22 protein-coding genes and 1 pseudogene are annotated in these 18,381 nt (G+C 70.9%); 11 read left to right on the top strand and 12 right to left on the bottom strand.

Features of this window, described 5'->3' with window-relative positions:
• Window positions 1-52 precede the first annotated feature (52 nt).
• The gene (locus G567_RS0112610) at window positions 53-373 is read left to right on the top strand and encodes a hypothetical protein (protein WP_028930279.1); all 321 of its coding nucleotides are present in this window, start codon (window positions 53-55) and stop codon (window positions 371-373) included.
• Between the two features lie 48 nt (window positions 374-421).
• Here G567_RS0112610 and G567_RS0112605 read toward each other — a convergent pair whose 3' ends face one another.
• Entirely contained in the window at window positions 422-766 is a 345-nt protein-coding gene (locus G567_RS0112605; RefSeq protein ID WP_028930278.1) for a hypothetical protein, read from the bottom strand.
• 214 nt (window positions 767-980) lie between these two features.
• Here G567_RS0112605 and G567_RS0112600 point away from each other — a divergent pair, with 214 nt between their 5' ends.
• The 5 genes from G567_RS0112600 (at window position 981) to G567_RS0112580 (ending at window position 5,866) form a co-directional block, all read left to right on the top strand.
• Window positions 981-2,213 (top strand): PucR family transcriptional regulator, encoded by a 1,233-nt coding sequence (locus tag G567_RS0112600; RefSeq protein WP_028930277.1) that lies wholly within the window; start codon window positions 981-983, stop codon window positions 2,211-2,213.
• A gap of 125 nt (window positions 2,214-2,338) precedes the next feature.
• Window positions 2,339-2,851: a universal stress protein gene (locus tag G567_RS0112595; protein WP_161631699.1), complete on the top strand. Its 513-nt coding sequence runs from the start codon at window positions 2,339-2,341 to the stop codon at window positions 2,849-2,851.
• A gap of 87 nt (window positions 2,852-2,938) precedes the next feature.
• Window positions 2,939-4,045 carry a globin domain-containing protein gene (locus G567_RS0112590; protein ID WP_028930275.1) on the top strand — a complete coding sequence of 369 codons (1,107 nt, stop codon included), beginning with the start codon at window positions 2,939-2,941 and terminating at the stop codon, window positions 4,043-4,045.
• Between the two features lie 130 nt (window positions 4,046-4,175).
• Window positions 4,176-5,138, top strand: coding sequence for an ABC transporter ATP-binding protein (locus tag G567_RS0112585; protein WP_028930274.1), 963 nt, complete (start codon window positions 4,176-4,178; stop codon window positions 5,136-5,138).
• Window positions 5,135-5,866 (top strand): ABC transporter permease, encoded by a 732-nt coding sequence (locus G567_RS0112580; protein ID WP_028930273.1) that lies wholly within the window; start codon window positions 5,135-5,137, stop codon window positions 5,864-5,866. Before G567_RS0112585 ends, G567_RS0112580 begins: the two co-directional genes overlap by 4 nt.
• Window positions 5,867-5,927: 61 nt before the next feature.
• Here the strand turns inward: G567_RS0112580 and G567_RS0112575 are convergent, their stop codons facing one another.
• The 4 genes from G567_RS0112575 to G567_RS0112560 are packed head-to-tail and all read right to left on the bottom strand — an operon-like array spanning window position 5,928 to window position 8,552.
• Window positions 5,928-6,788 carry an alpha/beta fold hydrolase gene (locus G567_RS0112575; RefSeq protein ID WP_028930272.1) on the bottom strand — a complete coding sequence of 287 codons (861 nt, stop codon included), beginning with the start codon at window positions 6,786-6,788 and terminating at the stop codon, window positions 5,928-5,930.
• 13 nt (window positions 6,789-6,801) lie between these two features.
• Window positions 6,802-7,224, bottom strand: coding sequence for a hypothetical protein (locus tag G567_RS0112570; RefSeq protein ID WP_028930271.1), 423 nt, complete (start codon window positions 7,222-7,224; stop codon window positions 6,802-6,804).
• A 16-nt stretch (window positions 7,225-7,240) separates the two neighbouring features.
• Entirely contained in the window at window positions 7,241-8,107 is an 867-nt protein-coding gene (locus G567_RS0112565; RefSeq protein WP_028930270.1) for an alpha/beta fold hydrolase, read from the bottom strand.
• Between the two features lie 40 nt (window positions 8,108-8,147).
• Window positions 8,148-8,552 (bottom strand): hypothetical protein, encoded by a 405-nt coding sequence (locus tag G567_RS0112560; RefSeq protein ID WP_051232890.1) that lies wholly within the window; start codon window positions 8,550-8,552, stop codon window positions 8,148-8,150.
• A gap of 112 nt (window positions 8,553-8,664) precedes the next feature.
• Here G567_RS0112560 and G567_RS0112555 point away from each other — a divergent pair, with 112 nt between their 5' ends.
• Window positions 8,665-9,780: a VIT1/CCC1 transporter family protein gene (locus G567_RS0112555; RefSeq protein ID WP_028930268.1), complete on the top strand. Its 1,116-nt coding sequence runs from the start codon at window positions 8,665-8,667 to the stop codon at window positions 9,778-9,780.
• Window positions 9,781-9,834: 54 nt separating this feature from the next.
• Here the strand turns inward: G567_RS0112555 and G567_RS0112550 are convergent, their stop codons facing one another.
• The gene (locus tag G567_RS0112550; RefSeq protein WP_028930267.1) at window positions 9,835-10,443 is read right to left on the bottom strand and encodes a class I SAM-dependent methyltransferase; all 609 of its coding nucleotides are present in this window, start codon (window positions 10,441-10,443) and stop codon (window positions 9,835-9,837) included.
• Between the two features lie 90 nt (window positions 10,444-10,533).
• Window positions 10,534-11,160, bottom strand: a complete 627-nt coding sequence (locus tag G567_RS0112545) for a carboxymuconolactone decarboxylase family protein (RefSeq protein WP_028930266.1) — start codon at window positions 11,158-11,160, stop codon at window positions 10,534-10,536.
• A gap of 233 nt (window positions 11,161-11,393) precedes the next feature.
• Between G567_RS0112545 and G567_RS37170 the strand changes: the two are divergent.
• A pseudogene (locus G567_RS37170) lies at window positions 11,394-11,661 on the top strand (SAM-dependent methyltransferase); the annotation flags it as partial.
• On the opposite strand, the gene G567_RS34190 reads toward G567_RS37170, so the two are convergent.
• Window positions 11,637-12,014 (bottom strand): helix-turn-helix domain-containing protein, encoded by a 378-nt coding sequence (locus G567_RS34190; RefSeq protein WP_425414252.1) that lies wholly within the window; start codon window positions 12,012-12,014, stop codon window positions 11,637-11,639. The pseudogene G567_RS37170 and the gene G567_RS34190 overlap by 25 nt on opposite strands.
• A gap of 106 nt (window positions 12,015-12,120) precedes the next feature.
• Complete coding sequence (locus G567_RS0112530) at window positions 12,121-12,360, bottom strand: DUF397 domain-containing protein (protein WP_028930264.1); 240 nt, start codon at window positions 12,358-12,360, stop codon at window positions 12,121-12,123.
• Window positions 12,361-12,592: 232 nt separating this feature from the next.
• Here G567_RS0112530 and G567_RS0112525 point away from each other — a divergent pair, with 232 nt between their 5' ends.
• Complete coding sequence (locus G567_RS0112525; RefSeq protein WP_028930263.1) at window positions 12,593-12,817, top strand: hypothetical protein; 225 nt, start codon at window positions 12,593-12,595, stop codon at window positions 12,815-12,817.
• Window positions 12,818-12,836: 19 nt separating this feature from the next.
• Here the strand turns inward: G567_RS0112525 and G567_RS28465 are convergent, their stop codons facing one another.
• Genes G567_RS28465 through paaZ form a run of 3 tightly spaced genes read right to left on the bottom strand, consistent with a single transcriptional unit; the run spans window position 12,837 to window position 16,677 of the window.
• On the bottom strand, window positions 12,837-13,247 hold the full coding sequence (locus G567_RS28465) for a hypothetical protein (protein ID WP_037057004.1): 411 nt from the start codon (window positions 13,245-13,247) through the stop codon (window positions 12,837-12,839).
• Window positions 13,248-13,294: 47 nt separating this feature from the next.
• Window positions 13,295-14,632, bottom strand: a complete 1,338-nt coding sequence (gene paaK, locus G567_RS0112515) for a phenylacetate--CoA ligase PaaK (protein ID WP_028930262.1) — start codon at window positions 14,630-14,632, stop codon at window positions 13,295-13,297.
• A gap of 14 nt (window positions 14,633-14,646) precedes the next feature.
• Window positions 14,647-16,677: a phenylacetic acid degradation bifunctional protein PaaZ gene (gene paaZ / locus G567_RS0112510; RefSeq protein ID WP_028930261.1), complete on the bottom strand. Its 2,031-nt coding sequence runs from the start codon at window positions 16,675-16,677 to the stop codon at window positions 14,647-14,649.
• Window positions 16,678-16,880: 203 nt separating this feature from the next.
• On the opposite strand from paaZ, the gene G567_RS0112505 reads away from it, so the two are divergent.
• Together G567_RS0112505 and G567_RS28460 are read left to right on the top strand one after the other, a co-directional pair.
• A complete protein-coding gene (locus tag G567_RS0112505; protein ID WP_186814207.1) occupies window positions 16,881-17,681 on the top strand; it encodes an enoyl-CoA hydratase/isomerase family protein in 801 nt (266 codons plus the stop codon).
• Between the two features lie 34 nt (window positions 17,682-17,715).
• Window positions 17,716-18,375, top strand: coding sequence for a TetR/AcrR family transcriptional regulator (locus tag G567_RS28460; RefSeq protein ID WP_037057003.1), 660 nt, complete (start codon window positions 17,716-17,718; stop codon window positions 18,373-18,375).
• Window positions 18,376-18,381: the final 6 nt, after the last annotated feature.

Below are 18,381 nucleotides of genomic sequence, written 5' to 3'. Positions count from 1 at the left end.
CCGGGCGTTGTCGGTGCCGTCGGCCGATGCCGTCGATCGCGGTCCTGGGAGCGTGTCGGTCCGGCGGTTGCTCGGGCGGTCCGTCGTCGGTGAGCACGGTGCACATCTGGGACATGTTCGCGACGTCGTCGCCCGCCGGTCGCCCGATCCGACCGGCACGGTGGTCAGCGGGCTGGTGGCCGATATCGGTGGCGTCCCGGTGTTCGTGTCCGCCGATGCGGTCGCGGGCTGGCAGACGGCCCGGGTCCGGCTGTGTTCGGTGCCGGGTAACCGCCCGTTCGCCCCACGGCCCGACGTCCTGATGCTCGCTCGCGGTGTGCTCGGCCGGTTGGTCCTGACACCCTCGTCTCGGCGGCCGGCCCGGCCGCAATGACGAGATCGGCGCGAGCGGCGCGGGGTCGGCCCGGCCGGCGGCGCCCCGTCATCCCATCCGTCCCAGCTTGATCGACGCGGTGAAAGGTGCGGACCGTCGTTTGGCTGCGGTGGGTCTGCGGGCCCGGTCCGGCGGACCCGCGAGCGCGCGGGGATCGGCTTCCAGCTGGAGCTGGCGGGCCAGCCGGAGTGCGGCTCGGCGCGCGGACGGGGGGACCGAGGCGGGATCGCGGTACAGGGCGAGGCCCAGCGCCGCCATCAGCTCACCGGCGGCCGCGGAGGTGCGCCTGTCGTGGCCGCCGCGCCCCGACCGGCCCCGCAGGTGAAGCGCCGCGGCCAGACAGATCGACGCGTCCGAGCGGTCCGCTCCGTCGGTCCTATCCTGCCTGCGCAACTGCCGCTCCTCTCGTGCTCACCGCTTCGCCCACCGCCGCCGGCGGAATGACAGTGGGCGCGTCTCTCGACCGAGGTTGCCAGACCCTGGCAGCCTGGTCATCGGCGTCGATCGACCAAGTTCGGTCCCGCGATGCTGCCGGGTCCCGGCAAGTCGCGTCTCGGCACGTCGCAGCGCCGACGGGGCCTGGACGGCCGGATCGGGAGTGGCGGACATGGCAGGGGCGAACGAGCGGCGCACGTGGGCGGAGGAGGCGTGGCTGGCCGAGGTGGCCCAGGACGCGAGCCGGGCGGCGGGTGGGGTACCGGTAGAGCTGCTGGGCGACTACCTGTCGTTGCTGGCCGAGGCCGCCACGACCGGGCGTCGACCCCAGCCGCAGGAGCTGGAGGTGGTCGGTCTGCTGGGCCGCCGGGCCGCCGAGTCGGGCATCGCCGCGGGCAATGCGGTGCAGCTGTACCTTTCCGCCGCGTGGCGGCTGTGGCGGGAGCTGCCCATGGTGGTCCGTTCCGCGGACAGCGAGACGGTCCGCCTCGCCGCCGAGGCGGTGCTGCGTGTGGTGGACCGCGCGGTCGCGAGCCTGGTCGACGGCTACACGGCCGCCCGCAGGGACATGGTGCGGCGGGAGGAGACGCTGCGTCGGGAGCTGATCGAGGACCTGCTGCGCGGTGACGCCGACGTCGGCGGTCTGGTGGAACGGGCGGAACCGTTCGGCCTCGACATGGCACAGCCGCACCAGGTCGCGCTCGCGGCGCCCACCGGCAGGTTGGCGGAGGCCGAGGCCGCCATCGGGTCGCTGGAACGCGCCGTGGTGCAGCGGCTCGGTGATCGGGACGTGCTGATCGCCACCAAAGACGGCTCGATCGTCGTTGTGGCGCCCGCCGACCCCACCCGGACGGCGGAGTCCCGGTCCGGTGCCACCACCGGCAACCTCGGCACCTTCATGCACTCCGAGCTCAGCCGCTCGGCGCGCGGCGGGCCGTGGCGGATCGCCGTCGGACGACCGTATCCCGGGTCCTACGGCATCGCCCGTTCCTACGAGGAGGCCCGCGAGGCGTTGACGATGGGGATCCGGCTGCGGCTGGACACCCCGGTCATCCACGCCGAGGAACTGCTGATCTACCGCGTCCTGCTGCGCGATCAACCCGCGATCGCCGACCTTGTCCAGGCGGTGGTGAGCCCGCTGGCCGGTGCCCGCGGCGGCGCCGAACCGTTGCTGGTCACCCTCGACGCCTACTTCGCCGCCGGCTGCGTGGTCACCGAGACCGCGCGCAGGCTGCACCTCTCGGTGCGGGCGGTGACCTACCGGCTCGATCGGATCGCGACGCTGACCGGCTACGACCCCACCGATCCCGCTCAACGGTTCACGATTCATGCGGCTGTGCTCGGCGCCCGGCTGCTCGGCTGGCCCCAGCACGACCTGACCGACGTCGCGGGCCGGGGCGGCTGAACGACCGGACGGGCCGGCACGGTGCCAGGCACACGGATATTGCCGAGGCTCGGCAGGCTGGCCACGCCGATGTTGTCCGGGGTCGGGAGCTGCCGGACCCGCGGGCGCACCGGCATCGTGGACGCGTGTTGACACCCACCCGGCGCCGCGTGCTCGTCGGTGTGACCGGCTCGCTGACCAACCTCCAGGCCATCCGGACGGCGGTGGACGTGGCCAGGGAGCGGGATGCCGTGCTGTACGCGGTTCATGTCTGGGAGCCGGGCCGCCGGCTCGAACGCCCACCGGCGGCCGCGCCGGCGTCTGGAAACTTCCCCCGGGTTCTGCATGTGCACAAGGCTTTCTCCGAGGCGCTGGGCGGGCTCCCACGCGACGTCGACGTGCGCCTGGTCGTCGTCGAGGGCCAGCCGGAGGCCCGGCTCGCCCGGCTCGGGGACAAGGACACCGACCTCCTGGTCGTCGGCGCGACCACCCGGACCTGGCGGCGGCCCCGGCTGGGCGACTCGGTCGCCGGGTACTGCACCCGGCACGCGCGTTGCCCGGTGTTGATCGTTCCCCCGCACGAGATGGCTCGCGCGGCGCTCGCCCGCCGGGACCGCGGCCTCGTCGCGGTCCTGACGGGCCGGGGATCCGTGACATAGATGTCCGGGATCCGGCCACCACTCCGTGGCGACCGGCCCGCAGCAGCACGCCGCCGTCCCCGGCGCGTCCACGATCTCGATCCCGCGGTGGCCGCCGTCGTCCGGGAGAGCTGGGCGCTGGTCGAGCCACGGGCGCACGAGCTGGCCACGACGTTCTACCGGTTGTTGTTCGAACACGCCCCGCAGGCGCGGACGCTGTTCCCGGTGGACCTGCCTCCGCACCGCAGCCGGTTGCTGCCCGCTCTCGTCCACGTTCTCCAACGGGTCGACCGGCCCCGCGAGCTGAGCCCGATCCTGGCGCAGCTCGGGCGCGACCACCGCAAGTTCGGCATCGCCGCAACGCACTACGAGACGGTCGGGGTGGCGCTGCTCGGCGCGGTCGAGCAGCTGCTCGGCGCGGCGTGGACGGCCGAGGTCGCCGACGCCTGGGCCGCGGCCTACTCCGTCGTCTCTGCGCGCATGCTCGCCGGAGCGGCCGCCGGGAACGGACCCGCGTCCTGGCTGGGCCGGGTGGTCGACCACCACCGGCTGAGCTGGGATCTGGCCGTCATCTCGGTGCAGGCGCTCGAACCGATCCCGTACCGCGCCGGCCAGTACCTGTCCATCGAGACCCCGCATCGGCCCCGGCTGTGGCGCTACCTGTCGCCGGCGAACCCGCCGCGACCGGACGGGCTGCTGCAGTTCCACGTCCGGGCCGTGGCGGGCGGTCTGGTCAGTCCCGCGCTGGTGGCGCACACCCGGGTCGACGACGTCTGGCGACTCGGGCCACCGATGGGCGGATTGCCGCTCGATGCCGAGTCGCGCCGGGATCTGCTCCTGGTCGCGGGCGGTACCGGCGCCGCACCGATCAAGGCGATCGTGACCCAGCTGGCCGTCCAGGGTGGACCTCGCCGGACCCACGTCTTCGTCGGCGGCCGAACCTGGATCGATCTCTATGCGGTTCCGAGCCTCACGGCCCTCGCCCATCGGAGCCCGTGGCTCGACGTGGTCCCGGCCGTCGAGCACAACGCCGGGGAGGCCGAGCATGGCGCCGTCGGCGACGTCGTCGGCAGGCACGGCCCGTGGACCGATCACGATGTGATCGTCGCAGGATCGCCGGACATGATCCGGGCCACGGTGGCGCGGCTGGTCACGGCCGGTACCCCTCCCGACCGCATCCGGCACGATCCGCTCCTCACCGACCGCGCCGCGTAGGCTCCGGGCCACGTCGCGGCGCGCTCCGGGGCCCTCGGGGCCGAATCAGGGTTGAGCCCTGATCCGCCGTCACCCATCCGTGCGACATCCTTGCTCCGGACACCTCAAACCGGACGAAAGGTAAGGGCCCGTGATCGAGGCCAGCGATCTGACCAAACGCTACGGACCCACAGTGGCCGTTGACGATCTATCCTTTGTCGTAAAACCAGGCCGGGTCACCGGATTCCTCGGACCCAACGGTGCCGGCAAGTCGACCACGATGCGGATGATCCTCGGGCTCGATCGGCCGACGGGCGGGCAGGTGCTGATCGATGGGCGCCGCTACGGCGAGCTGGAACATCCGTTACGCACCGTCGGAGCGCTGCTCGACGCCCGGTGGGCGCATCCGAACCGGTCGGCCCGGTCGCATCTGCGCTGGCTGGCCCGATCGAACCAGCTGCCGCGGTCCAGAGTGGATGAGGTCCTCGACCTGGTCGGGCTGAGTTCGGTGGCCGACAAGCGGGCCGGAGGCTTCTCGCTGGGCATGTCCCAACGGCTCGGCATCGCGGGGGCGCTGCTCGGCGACCCGCAGGTGCTGCTGTTCGACGAGCCGGTCAACGGTCTCGACCCCGAGGGCATCCTTTGGATCCGGCAGCTGATGCAGGGTCTCGCCGCGGAGGGGCGGACCGTGCTGGTGTCCAGTCACCTGCTGTCGGAGATGGCACTGACCGCGAGCGATCTGGTGGTGATCGGGCGCGGCCGGCTGATCGCGCAGGCGAGCACCGCCGAGTTCGTGGACGCCGCGGCCGGACAGTCGATCCTCGTCCGCAGCCCCCGGTCCGACAGGCTCAGCGTGTTGCTGACCGCGAACGGTGCGAGCGTGGTGGCCGATCCCGGCGACGGGCCACCGGCATTGCTCGTCACCGGCGTGACCGCCGAGCAGATCGGTGACACCGCCGCCGCGAACGGGATCGCGCTGCACGAACTCTCGCCGCGGCGCGGCTCGCTGGAAGAAGCGTTCATGCAGATCACCGGCGATGACGTGGAGTACGCATCCGGTTCCGGGAACGGCCGGCACCGCAATGAGAACAACCCCGTGGGAGCGACGTCATGAGCACGCTGGCCGTCGAGCGGATCAAGCTCACCTCGACCCGTTCGCCGTGGTGGTGCACCGGGCTGGCGCTCACTGCCGTCGTGGGGATCGCCGCGCTCTACGCGGGGCTGGCCGACGGTGACGTCCCGATGGACGTCTCGTCCACCCAGATCGGCAACGCGCTGGGAATGATGATCATGATGGTGATGGCCGCGCTGGCCGTCACCACGGAGTACCGGTTCGGCACCATCCGCGCCACCTTCCTCGCCGTCCCGTCCCGGACCCGCGCGCTGGTGGCCAAGACCACCGTGGTCGCCGTGGTCACGGGGCTGGTCGGGCTGGCCGCCGCGTTTCTGAGCTGGGGCACCGGGGCGCTGATCCGCCCATCGGTCGACCTCGGCCTGCGCACCGCGGCGGACTGGCGGATGGTGGCGGGTGCCGGGCTCACCTATCTGTTCGCCGCGATCTTCGCCCTGGGCATCGGCATCCTGGTCCGGCAGAGCGCCGCCGCGGTGTCGATCCTGCTCGTCTGGCCGTTACTGCTGGAACAGCTGGTGCAGCTGATCCCGAACGTCGGACGGGACATCCAGGACTGGCTGCCGTTCACCGCCGCCAACCGGTTCCTCACCATGACCGAGTCGGTGCCCGAGATCCCCTACGGGCCGTGGGGTGCGCTGGCCTACTTCGCGGCCGTCTCCCTTGCGGTGCTGGTCGTCGGGCTGTTGGTCGCCCAGCGCCGCGACGCCTGAGCCTCCGCTGCGGCGGGCGCCCTGCGCGCCGCCGCGCCCGGGCCGCTCGTGGCCCGTGATCTCACGCTCCGCCGCCCGAGCCCACGCCCCGAATCGTCTCGAGCACCGGCATCAGGTACCGCTTGAACGTCACCGGGTTTTCCGACATCGGGAAGTGGCCGATCTCCTCCATGATGATGCTCTCGGCGCCCTTGATCTTCTGGGCGGTGGCCTCGGTCATCTCGGGCGTGCACGCGAAGTCGTAGACGCCGGTCATGAGGTACAGGGGTACATTTCCGGTGATCTTTTCGTTCAGCTTCCGGAAATCGTGGTCCACGCTGTAGAAGTACAGGTCACCCTTGAAAATCCCCGGCCCGCCCTGCGCGTAGTACCACCAGGTTTCCCAGCGGTACTCGTCGGGGCTTTGTGGTGCCATGAGCCCGTAGACCGACGTCGCGCAGGCCTCGCCACCGTGAACGTGTGGATGCTCGAGCCAGGAGATGTACCAGCCGGGCGAGTGGTCGCACGCCTCGATGGCGATGAGCGCCCGGATCTTCTCCTCGAAGTTCAGTGCGATGTGCAGGCAGATGTTCCCGCCCATCGAGCTGCCCATGACCACCGGACGCTCGAGTTCGAGCGCGTCACAGAACGCCATCACGAACTCCGAGTAGAATGTGGCGGTCAGCCGATATTCTTCGCGCTCGAACCCTACCGGAGGAATCGACTTGCCGTGCCGAGGCATGTCGAAGGCGATGACCCGGTAGTGCGACGTGATGTCCGCATCGTTCAACTGGTGTCGCCACTCGCGCGCATCGGTTCCGGCGGTGTGCAGGCAGACCAGCGGAATCCCATCGCCGGCCTCCTCGTAGTAGATCCGGTACTCGTGACCCCCATGGGGGACGTAGACGTACCTGCCGGTCACCGGCTCGTGGAGTGCAGTCATGGCTGCTTCCCTTTCAGACCCGGGTCGCCCTCTGTTCAACCACTTCGCGATCGCCGACCTGGCGCATGCATGCGAGCATCCAGGTCAGGGCCCGAATGTTCTGCCACAGCACCTTGACATCGCCGTCCATCCGAAGCCGGCCGTGGAGGGGGTGTGCCATCGCCCAGATATCGTTGTACATCGGCGGCGGAATCTTCTGTACGAACTTCTCCCACGATTCACGCGGCGCCCGCAGGGCAAAGCTCCATGGCGTCTCGATGCTGAGATTGTCGGTGATGCGTTCGATCTGTCCGCGCTGCATCGACACGACCCATTCCTCATCTCCGATGCCGAGCAGGAAGCCGGCCGTGAAATATCTGCCGATGCGCGGCATGACCAGATCGGAGTTGACCGTGTCCATCCAGGAGTTCATCCACCGTGAGTCGAACGTGGTCACCTGCGATCTCCCTCCGTCATGGCTCCTTGTGTCGTTCGGCGATCTCGTCCAGGATCGGCCGTAGGTAGGTCATGAACGTGTCGTGGTTCTCGCTCATCGGGAAGTGCCCGATCTCGCACATGGTCTCCACCTTCGCCCCGACGATCTTCTCGGCCGTCGCGATCGTCTGGGTCGGCGTCGAGAGGTAGTCGTACTCGCCGGTGAGCAGATACAGCGGAACCTTCGAGGTGTCGATCTCGGAGACCGTCTCCCGCATGTCGTGTTCGACGGAGTAGAAGTACAGGTCGCCCTTGAGCACGCCCGGCGCGGCCTGTGCGTAGTAGTGCATCGTGAGGCGACGGTCCAGCTCCGAGGTCTGTGGCGCGATCAGCCCTTCGATGACCGACGCGGCGACCGAGCCGTCCTCGACAGCCGGATGGTGCCACCAGTCCAGGTAGAACCCGGGCGTGTAGTCCGCTGCCTCCAGCGCGATCAACGCCCGGAACTTCTCGGAGTGGTCGCGGGCCAGGTGGAGCGCCACAACACCGCCCATGGACGAGCCCATGAAGACCGGCCGGTCGAGCTCCAGCGTCCGGGCGAAGTTGACGACGAACTCCTGGAAGAACTCGGCCGTGAGGTCGTACTGCCTGGTCCACCACTGTTCGCCGTTCGGCGGGTCGGACTTGCCGTGATACGGAAGGTCGTAGGCGATGACCTGGAACCGCTCGGTCACGGCGGGGTCACGCAACAGGTTGCGGTACTGGTGGTTGTGGCATCCGGCGGTGTGCTGGCACAGGAGCGGGATCCCGGTGCCGTTGTGCAGGTAGAACACCTGGTAGGTGACGTCGGCGACGTCGACGTCCACGTAGTGCCCGGTCACGGGCGAGATCTTGGGTGCCACCATGGCCTCCTCTGTGCGGCGCCCTCCTCCGCGCGGCCGCCTCCTAAGCAGCGGCGCCCGATGTGGCCTGTGCCTGGATACGCAGCAGCTTGAGCGTGCGCCAGAAGGCGAAGTGGTTCTGCATGAACACCTTGATGTCGCCTTCCAGCGTCAGGTGCCCGAGCCACGCCGCGGCCCAGACGTCGTGGAACTCCGGCGGCGGGGGATCCTGCAGGAACCGCTCCCAGGTCCCGGGCCCGGCCTTGAGCGCGAAGTTCCACGCCAGCGCCGGGTGCGGATCCTCGACGATCTCCGTCAGCCGGCCGTGGTCGAAACGCAGCAGATAGCGCTTGTCGCCGCTGCTGAGCAACACGTCGCAGCGCATGAACTTCCCGACGATCTGCATCTCGGGGTCGTTGGGCATTGCATCCCGGAGCCGCTCGAGCAGCGGGTGGTCCAGTGCGGCCATACGCCCCCCTCCTCGTCAGCAGGCCGGCCGCCGTGTGAGGGGAAGCGTACGACGGTCCGCCGGTGATGTGGAGGTCCGGCCGAGATCGGGAGACAACCGGATAATGAGGCCCATGACGAGCGACGCCGATCTGCGCCGGTACCGGCGCAACCACCAGGACGAGATCGACGGCGCGGCGCTGTACCGGGCGATGGCGGACGCCGAGGAGAGCCCGGAGCTGGCACAGGTGTACCGCAACCTCGCCGACGTCGAGGAGCGGCACGCCCGCTTCTGGGCCGATCGGCTGGCCCGTGCCGGTCGGCCTGTCCGTCACGATCGCCCTTCGACGCGTACCCGGCTGCTCATCTGGCTGGCCGGCCGGTTCGGCGCCGGGGTGCTGGTCCCGACGGTGGCCCAGTCCGAGGTCGCCGCTCGCGCGATGTACGACGACCAGCCGGAGACCGCGGCGACGACGATGCGAAGCGACGAACGCTCGCACGCGTTTCTCCTTGGGCAGATCCGCGGTGGCGTTCCGGGGCCTGCGCTGGCCCGCTTCGAGGGTCGGCACCGGACGCCGGGGGGCAACGCGCTGCGCGCTGCGGTCCTGGGTGCCAACGACGGCCTGCTGTCCAACCTGAGCCTCGTCGTCGGGGTGGCGGGCAGCGGGGTCGCCGCCAGCACAGTCATGATCACCGGGCTGGCCGGGTTGCTGGCCGGGGCGTTCTCGATGGCGCTGGGGGAGTGGGTGTCGGTGCAGAGCTCCCGGGAGCTGGTCGAACGACAGCTCGAGCTGGAGGCCGACGAGATCGCCGCCAACCCCGAGGAGGAGATCGAGGAGCTGCGGTTGATCTACCAGGCTCGCGGGCTGCCCGAGGAGGAGGCGTACTCGGTCGCCAAACAGGTGCTTGACGATCCGGACATCGCCCTCGACGTGCTGGCTCGTGAGGAGCTCGGCATCGATCCCGACGAACGCGGCGGCAACCCGTGGACCGCGGCGCTGACGTCGTTCGGGTTGTTCGCGATCGGGGCCGTGATACCGGTGCTGCCCTTCTTCTGGCTCGGCACCTGGCCGGGAGTGCTGGTCAGCGCGGCGGCCGGCGCGCTCGGGCTGTTCGTCCTCGGCGCGGCGACGACCCTGTTCACCGGGCGCGGGATGCTGCGCTCGGGGCTGCGCCAGACGGTGCTCGGCCTGATCGCCGCGGCGGCGACCTTCGGTCTCGGAACGCTGCTCGGGGCGGCCGTTGGTTGATCCACGGCCCTGCGGCTCGACCCGCCGCGCCGTGATCGCGACAGGGAACGGGAGTCAGGCGAGCCGGCGGGCCCACAGCAGGGTGTCGATGGCGGCGCGCTCGCCCTCCGGCGTGGCGACGGTTCGAGTGACCTGCGCACACCGCTGCACGTCGAGCCCGTCGGTGGCTTGGGCCAACTGGTCGACGGAGTGGAGCACGTCCGGATCGGGTGGACCGCCGACACCGCGGACGAGGTTGTCGCGGTCGTGCCCGAGCACGAGCAGCCGGCCGCCCGGGGCGAGCCAGCCCGGCAGGGCCCGCAGCAAGGGTCCGAGCACGGCCGAGGGCAGCTGGAGGTAGGCGACCAGCACCAGGTCGACCGGCTGCGGCGGTTGCCATGTCGTGGCGTCGGCGCACACCCACTCGATGGTGAGGCCGTCGGCCTCGGCCGCGTCCCGGCCGCGCCGCAACCCCGTCTCGGAGAAGTCGACGGCGGTGACGGTCCAGCCCCGGCGGGCGAGCCACAGGGCATTACGGCCCTCGCCTGCCCCGAGATCCACCGCGGTGCCCGGGGGGACGTCGGCGAGCAGTTCGGCGACGAGCGCGTTGGGCCCGGTGCTCCACACCGAGGCGCCCCGTCGCTGCGCGTCGTCGTATCGGCGGTTCCAGTCGGCTACGGTCACGGCTTCATTCTGCGCGACCTTCCCGGTGACGCTTGAGCGGCTCATGCGCCGCGCAGCGAGGCTTGCGCCGCTCACGCGGCGACCGGGCAGTCAGCCGGTCACGCCCGCTCCCGAGCGCAGCCGCTGGTGCTCGCGCTTCAGCGCGTCGTCCTTGTTGATCGGGTCGTGCGCCTCGTCGGGCGGGGTGGCGCTGGCGACGCCGACGGCGTTGAGCACCCCGAGCATCCGGACGAGATGGGCGATCCGGGCCTCCGTCGGGTCGATCGGCTGCTGTGCGCCGGTGGCCATGGCGAGCGTCCGGTCGACCCAGAGCACCTCGACCGGCAGGTCGGCACGGTGCAGCACCGAGGAGAGGCGTTCGCGCAGCGCCGCAGGCGGAAGGCCGATCCATCCGGCGAGCGCCTCGGCTTCGCGGGGGAACAGGCGGCCGCGATCTCGTAGGTAGATCAGTTCCAGCGCACGGGCGTGGCCGACCGCGCAGTACCGGCAACCGTTGAGCAGCGACACGGTCACACACACCAGATGCGTGCGCAGCGGGCCGATCCGGCGCAGGGTCCGCTGGTATGGGGGCATGTTCGTGGCGAACCAGGCGACCGACCGTACGGGTCCGAGCTCCTCGACGACCGGCGGCATCAACAGCGGCGGGAAACCCCAGAGGCGGCGGCCGATGCCCTCGAGCACGCCGACGGCGAGCCGATCAAGCACCCCACTCGCCATGGCGGACCTGCCCTCCTGACTGAGAGTAGTGACAAGACTACCGTGAATTCGTTTTCGGATGGAACGAAGATCGGATCTTGGCTCAAAGAAGGACGGAACAGTAGATCACGCTAGGCTCTCGCTGGCTCGCGGGATCCGGTCCAGCACTCCGTCGAGGGAGGTCAGATCGTGGTGGGGGACGCGGAGCAGCACGGTTCGGAGCCCGGAGCGGGGGCGCCGAACGCACCCCCGGCGTGGACCTGACCAAGGCCTCGATCGCAAGGGTCTACGACTATGTGCTCGGCGGTAAGGAACATTTCGAGGTCGACCGGCGCCTTCCTCGACGTCGTGCCGCAGGCGGCCCAGATCGCCAAGGACAACCGGAATGTGCTGCGCCGCGGTGTACAGTACCTCGTCCGCGAGGCGGGGATCCGGCAGATCATCGACATCGGCTCCATCTTCGGCCATCCCGCGACCACGGAGTTCATCGACCTCGGTCAGCCGTTCGCCGTGCTCACGGCCGGGATCCTGCACCACCTCTCCGACGAGGACGACCCGTACGCCGCCGCCTCGTCGACGATGGCCCACAGCTGCGGCGCGCCGGGCTGGGTCAGCATCTTCTGGCGGCTCCGCCGCAGGTGCACCCTCCGGTCGATCTCCTCGGTGAACTGGACGCCGGGGTCGACGAGAATGACGTTGCGCGCGTCGGTGATGCCGTAGAGGGTGAGCAGGTCGGCGACGTCGCGTTCCTTGAACCCGACCCGTCCGAGCCCCAGCCGGCTGGTCTTGGCATGGGACGCGCGGATCGCCTCGCCCGCGGCCTCGCGGCTGATCCCGTTGGCCTCCCGGAGCCGTCGCAGCTGGGTGCCGAGCACGATCCGCAGGACGGTGGACCCGGTCTGCGGGCCGGTCGCGACCTCATCGGAGCTCGGCCGGCGGCCGGACGCGCCCTTCACGACCTCATCCTCGGATTGCCGCCGGTCAGGCGGCCAGGTCGTCGAACTCACCGGCCTTGGCGCCCCGGATGAACGCGGCGATCTCCGCCCGGGTGTAGACCAGCGCCGGACCGTGCGGATCGCGTGAGTTGCGGACCGCGATCTTTCCGCCGGCCAGCTCCGCCACCTCCACACAGTCACCGCTGGGGTTGCTCGCCTGGCTCTTGCGCCAGGGCAGCGGCCCCAGCTGATCAGCGGGAACGCCGTTGGCGCGGGGATGCTGCATCGTCCCTCCGAAGTCCAGTTCGGGCGGTGCTGTCGGGTTGCCGCTGCTCGCGGGATCCCCAACCGCCTGGTTCGTGCAGATGTTCTTGCAGATGACCTTGCGAATGCAAGGCGTGCGCGGGAAACTCACAGGGAGCCGGGGATGTCACCGCACAGCCCCGGCACGTCCGTTCATCCGAGACTGCGCAGTGGGAAAGGCCGTGGCCAGAGCTGAGCGAGAGCGACCCACACCCGTGGGTCCACTGCCACCGGAGACCGTTTCGGTCACGTGCTGCATCGACGACCGGTCCCACGAGGTGCTCGACACCGAGTTGGTCGTCGGTTCCGGGTACTACCGTGCGCTGTGCGGCCATGTGATCACCGCCGCGTCCATGACCTCCCCCGACGGCGTGCCCTGTTCCGAATGCTCCCAGCTGCGCGAACCCGCTCCGCGGCGGCGGTATCGGACCTGGCGCTGACCCGCGGCGGACCCCGCTCTCACGGGCGTGGGTCGCCGTCCTCACTCCCGGCGAGCCAGCTGTAGGCGGTCTGCCGGGAGATGCCGAGCGCGCGGGACATGGCGAGGATCTCCAGGCCCTGCCGCCGCCCGGCCATGAGCAGGGTGCGCTGCCGCGACCGGAGCTCCTCCATCCTCGCGGCCGTCTCGCGCATCTCGGCGAGCAGCGCCTCGGCCCGCGGGCCGGCGCCCGAGCGCGACCGTCCGGCGCCGGGGCGGGGGAACCGACGGACCTCCTCGGCGTCCCAGCGGTTGCCTCCCCTCTCGTCCTTGTCCGGCAACGGCTGGGGTGCCTGACCGCGGGACACGTAGCTCAGCCATGTCCCGGTCTTCACCCCCCACGCCTCGGCGCATTCGCGGGTGTTCCAGATCTCGCGCTCGGTACTGGTCACCGCGCCAGTGTCCGGGCCGCCGAGCGGCGCTCGCCGGTGGGTGGCCGCTATCTCGACCGCAGGTCCTTCAGCCGCTGCAGCTTGCCCACCGAGCGTTCCAGGGTCTCGGGGTCGACGATCTCGCACCGCACGCTGACCCCGATGCTCTGCTTGACGCCCGTGACCAGCTCCGCGGCCGCCGCCGTGCGGCGCTCGGCCGGGCAGCCGGGCCGGGACTCGACGCGAACGGTGAGCGCGTCCATCCGGCCCTGGGTGCTGAGCACGAGCTGGAAATGCGGTGCGAGCCCGGCGGTGCGCAGCACGATTTCCTCGATCTGGGTGGGGAACAGGTTCACCCCGCGCAGGATGATCATGTCGTCGCTACGGCCGGTGATCTTCTGCATCCGGCGCATTCCCGGCCGTGCGGTGCCCGGCAGCAGGCGGGTGAGATCGCGGGTGTGGTAGCGGATGATCGGCAGCGCCTCCTTGGTGAGCGAGGTGAACAGCAGCTCGCCCTCCTCGCCGTCGCGCAGCGGCACGCCGTCGATCGGGTCGACCACCTCGGGATAGAAGTGGTCCTCCCAGATGTGCAGGCCGTCCTTGCTCTCCACGCACTCCTGCGAGACGCCCGGACCCATGACCTCGGAAAGCCCGTAGATGTCGACGGCGTGCATGTCCATGCGCTCCTCGATCTCGGCGCGCATCTCCTCGGTCCACGGCTCCGCGCCGAAGATGCCGACCCGCAGCGACGAGGTGGCGGGGTCGAGACCGTGCTTGGCGAACTCGTCGATGATCGTGAGCATGTAGGACGGCGTCACCATGATGATGTCGGGGCGGAAGTCCTGGATGAGCTGGACCTGTCGCGGCGTCATCCCGCCCGAGACCGGGATCGCGGTCGCGCCGAGCCGCTCGATGCCGTAGTGCGCGCCCAGCCCGCCGGTGAACAGGCCGTAGCCATAGGCGTTGTGCACCCGATGCCCCGCCCGCCCGCCCGCGGCGCGGATCGAACGGGCCACCACCGTCGCCCAGACGTCGAGATCGCGTTCGGTGTAGCCGACGACCGTGGGACGGCCGGTCGTGCCGGAGGAGGCGTGGACGCGCCGCACCTGGTCCGGCGGCACGGCGAACATGCCGAAGGGGTAGTTGTCGCGCAGATCGGCCTTCGACGTGGTGGGGAACTTCGCCAGGTCGGCGAGCTCGCGGCAGTCGTCGGGATGCACGCCGTGGGCGTCGAAGCTTTTCTGGTAGAAGGACACGTTCTCGTAGGCGTGCCGCAGCGTCCATTGCAGCCGCCGAAGCTGTAGGGCGCGCAGCTCGTCGACCGACATCCGCTCGGCCGGATCCAGCAGGTCCGCGTCGGGCGCCTCGCCCAGCCTCCGGTTCGTCGGGGTGCCGCTCGACGTCATCGTCGGAGTCGTCATCACGCTTCCTTCTTCGCCACCAGGGTCAGTACGTCGTAGCGGGCGACGGACTCGCCGTCCTGGCGGGTCACGTCGGCGTCCCAGCGGACCTCGCCGTAGTCCGAGGTGTCCCGCGGGGTGAGCTGCTTGCAGGTCAGCGTCACGGTCAGCTCGTCACCGAACTTCACCGGCGTGAGGAACCGCAGGTTGTCGACGCCGAAGTTGGCCAGCACCGGGCCCGGGTCGGGGTCGACGAACAGCCCGGCGGCCAGCGAGACGACGAGATAGCCGTGCGCGACGCGCTCACCGAACAGCGGGTTGGCCGCGGCGGCCTCGGCATCCATATGGGCGTAGAAGGTGTCGCCGGTGAACTCGGCGAAGTGCTCGACGTCGGACTGGGTGACCCGGCGGGGACCGGCGACGATCGTGTCGCCGATCCGCAGCTCCTCGAGGTGCTTGCGGAACGGGTGGACGGGCGTCTCGTGCCGCTGCGCGCCCTGCACCCACCGGCCGGTGACCACGGTGAGGGTGTCGGGATCGGCCTGGACCGCCGTGCGCTGCATGTGGTGCAGCACCCCGCGGATGCCGCCCATCTCCTCGCCGCCGCCCGCGCGGCCGGGGCCGCCGTGGACCAGCGCCGGCAGCGGCGAGCCGTGGCCCGTCGACTCCTTGCCGTTGCGCTCGTTGAGCACCAGCAGCCGCCCGTGCCACGGGGCGACGCCGAGCACGACCTCGCGGGCGAACGCCGGGTCCGCGGTGACGACCGAGCCGGCGAGGCTGCCATGGCCGCGGGCCGCGAGCTCGACCACGTGTGCGGTGTCGCGGTAGGACATGACGGTCGAGACGGGCCCGAACGCCTCCACCTCGTGCGGTTCGGCGCGGTCCGGGTCGGCGACCAGCAGGATCGGGGAGATGAACGCGCCGCGGTCCGGGTCGGCGTCGACCACGTCGACCTTCTCCGGGTCGCCGAGGACGATGCGGCCGGCGTCGGCGAGGGCCTTGAGGCTGCGCCGGACCTCCTCGCGCTGTTCGAGGCCGGCCAGCGCGCCCATCCGCACCTCGCTGTTGGCCGGGTTGCCGACCGTGGTCCGGGCCAGCCGGGCCGACACGGCCTCGACCACGGCGTCGAGATGCGGCTCGGGGACGAACGCCCGGCGGATGGCGGTGCACTTCTGCCCGGCCTTGACCGTCATCTCCTGCACGAGCTGCTTGACGTAGAGGTCGAACTCGGGCGTGCCCGGGGTGGCGTCGGGGCCGAGGATCGACAGGTTCAGCGAGTCGGCCTCGGCGGTGAAGCGCACGGCGCGGTTGACGATCACGGGGTGGGTGCGCAGCTTGGCCCCGGTGGATGCCGAGCCGGTGAAGGCGACCGTGTCCTGTTCGCCGAGGTGGTCGAACAGGTCGCCGACCCCGCCGGCGACGAACTGCAGCGTCCCCTCGGGCAGCAGCCCGGACTCCACGATCAGCTCGACGAGCTTGGCGGTGAGGAAGGCGGTCGGGCTGGCCGGCTTGATCAGGCTCGGGACGCCGGCGAGGAACGCCGGGGCGAGCTTCTCCAGCGGTCCCCATACCGGGAAGTTGAAGGCGTTGATCTGCACGGCGACCCCCCGCAGCGGGGTGCAGATGTGCTGGCCGACGAACGTGCCGGCCTTGCTCAGCGGCTCGACCGCGCCCTCGACGTGGACGGTGTCGTTGGGCAGCTCCCGGCGGCCCTTGGAGGCGTATGCCAGCAGCACGCCGATGCCGCCGTCGATGTCGAACTTGGAGTCGAACAGGGTGGCGCCGGTCTGCGCGGAGACCGCGTAGAGCTGTTCGCGATGCTCGCGCAGGTGCTGTCCGAGCGCCTTGAGCAGCGCGGCGCGCTGGTGGAACGTCAGCTCCCGCAGCGTGGGCCCGCCGACGCGGCGGCCGTGCTCGAGGGCGGCGGCGAAGTCGACGCCGGCGGAGGACAGCCGGGCCACCTCCGCGCCGGTCACCGCGTCGTACAGCGGTCTGCCCTCGTCCGGTGCGGTGTGCCAGCTCCCCTGCACGTAGCTCCGTAGCATGGTCATCCCGTCTCCCCTCCAGTCAACGCGAGCGCGGCGCTCCGCGTGGTCTCGTCGAGCGCGGCCGGTTTCGTGGCGGTATCGCTCATGGCGTGGCGAAATCTCCCTGCGGCGAACGATCGTTCGGTTGCTTGGTACGCTAGCATGTCCCGGTGGCCGACGACAGAGCCGAAGACGACAGAGCCGAATCCGAGAGCGCGAACCGGCCGGTGGCCGGCGACGCGGTGCTGGTCGAGAAGGACGCGACGGTTCCCGCGGTCGCGGTGCTGACGCTGAACCGGCCCGCCCGCCGCAACGCGCTGACCCTGGAGCTGAAACAGGCGCTGGTCGCCGCCGTGGAGCAGGTGGCGGCCGATGCGTCGGTGCGCGCCGTGGTGCTTGCCGGTTCGGGAAACGCGTTCTGCGTCGGGCAGGACCTCGGCGAGCATGCCGAGGCGCTGCGTGCCGGGGCGGGTTCGACGTTCGACACCGTGGAGCGGCACTACAACCCGATCGTCCGGGGGCTGACCGGGATGCCCAAGCCGGTCGTCGCCGCGATCAACGGCGTCTGCGTCGGGGCGGGGCTCGGTTTCGCGCTGGCCTGCGATCTGCGGGTCGCCGCCGAGGGCGCCGTGTTCGCGACGGCGTTCTCCGCGATCGGTCTGACGGCCGACTCGGGACTGTCGGCGTCCCTGGTGCATTCGCTCGGTGCGTCGCGGGCGCTGGAGCTCCTGCTGCTCGGCGAGTCGTTCACCGCCGAGCAGGCCGCCCGGTGGGGCCTGGTACGTGCCGTCGCGCCGGCGGACCAGGTACTCGACTCCGCACTGGACCTGGCGCGCACACTGGCCGCGGGGCCCACCGCCGCGTACGCGGAGATCAAGAGGGCGGTCGCGATCGGCGCGGTGTCCCCGCTGGAGGAGACCCTCGCCGCCGAGGCCGCCGCGCAGGCCCGCCTCGGGCGGACTCGCGACCACGCCGGTGCCGTCGAGGCGTTCCTGGCCAAGCAGCGGCCGACGTTCGAGGGCGTATGAGCCCCGCCGACGCGCTCGTTCCGGCGGAGGCGGCATGAGCGCCGATGCAGCGTCCGGCACCGCGCCGCGGATCGGCCCGGCACGGCCTCGAAGCCGCCGGGCGCGAGGCGCGGCGGGGGCGCGCCGCCCGGTCTACGATGTCGCCTCCCTGCTCGCCGTCGCGGTCGCCGAGTTCAACACCCGCGGCTACGACGCCACCTCGATGGAGGACCTCTCGCGCGCCGCGGGCATCACGAAGTCCTCGTTCTACCACCACGTCAGCGGCAAGGAAGAGTTGCTGCGCGCGGCGCTCGAACGCTCGCTCGACGGCCTGTTCGCGATACTCGACGAGCGGCACGCGACGTCCGGGAGGCCGGTCGACCGGCTCCGCTACATCGTGCGCCGCCAGGTCGAGGTGCTGCAGGCGGAGCTGCCGTACGTGACGCTGCTGCTACGGGTGCGCGGCAACACCGAGACCGAGCGCTGGGCCCTGGAGCGCCGCCGCAGCTTCGACGCCGCCATCGCCGAACTGGTCCGGGAGGCCGCCGGCGCGGGGCAGGTGCGCGCGGACGTGGACCCCGCGGTCGCGGCCAAGCTGCTGTCCGGCACCGTCAACTCCATCGTCGAGTGGTATCGCCCCGGGCGCCCCGGCGCCGATGCGCTGCCGGAGGACGTGGTGCGCACCGTGTTCGAGGGCGTTCTCGCGCGCGACTGATTCGCG

Source organism: Pseudonocardia asaccharolytica DSM 44247 = NBRC 16224 (genome assembly GCF_000423625.1).
GTDB classification, from domain to species: domain Bacteria; phylum Actinomycetota; class Actinomycetes; order Mycobacteriales; family Pseudonocardiaceae; genus Pseudonocardia; species Pseudonocardia asaccharolytica.
Note: the sequence above shows the minus strand (reverse complement) of the source record. Positions and strands in the feature narration are given on the sequence as shown.

Coding starts and splice junctions, on each gene's coding strand:
- G567_RS28460 (WP_037057003.1), top strand. CDS start 17,716: ATGAGCGCCGATGCAGCGTCCGGCACCGCGCCGCGGATCGGCCCGGCA.
- paaK (WP_028930262.1), bottom strand. CDS start 14,632: ATGACGTCGAGCGGCACCCCGACGAACCGGAGGCTGGGCGAGGCGCCC.
- G567_RS0112530 (WP_028930264.1), bottom strand. CDS start 12,360: ATGCAGCATCCCCGCGCCAACGGCGTTCCCGCTGATCAGCTGGGGCCG.
- G567_RS0112555 (WP_028930268.1), top strand. CDS start 8,665: ATGACGAGCGACGCCGATCTGCGCCGGTACCGGCGCAACCACCAGGAC.
- G567_RS0112600 (WP_028930277.1), top strand. CDS start 981: ATGGCAGGGGCGAACGAGCGGCGCACGTGGGCGGAGGAGGCGTGGCTG.
- G567_RS0112545 (WP_028930266.1), bottom strand. CDS start 11,160: ATGGCGAGTGGGGTGCTTGATCGGCTCGCCGTCGGCGTGCTCGAGGGC.
- G567_RS0112560 (WP_051232890.1), bottom strand. CDS start 8,552: ATGGCCGCACTGGACCACCCGCTGCTCGAGCGGCTCCGGGATGCAATG.
- paaZ (WP_028930261.1), bottom strand. CDS start 16,677: ATGACCATGCTACGGAGCTACGTGCAGGGGAGCTGGCACACCGCACCG.
- G567_RS0112565 (WP_028930270.1), bottom strand. CDS start 8,107: ATGGTGGCACCCAAGATCTCGCCCGTGACCGGGCACTACGTGGACGTC.
- G567_RS0112580 (WP_028930273.1), top strand. CDS start 5,135: ATGAGCACGCTGGCCGTCGAGCGGATCAAGCTCACCTCGACCCGTTCG.
- G567_RS0112575 (WP_028930272.1), bottom strand. CDS start 6,788: ATGACTGCACTCCACGAGCCGGTGACCGGCAGGTACGTCTACGTCCCC.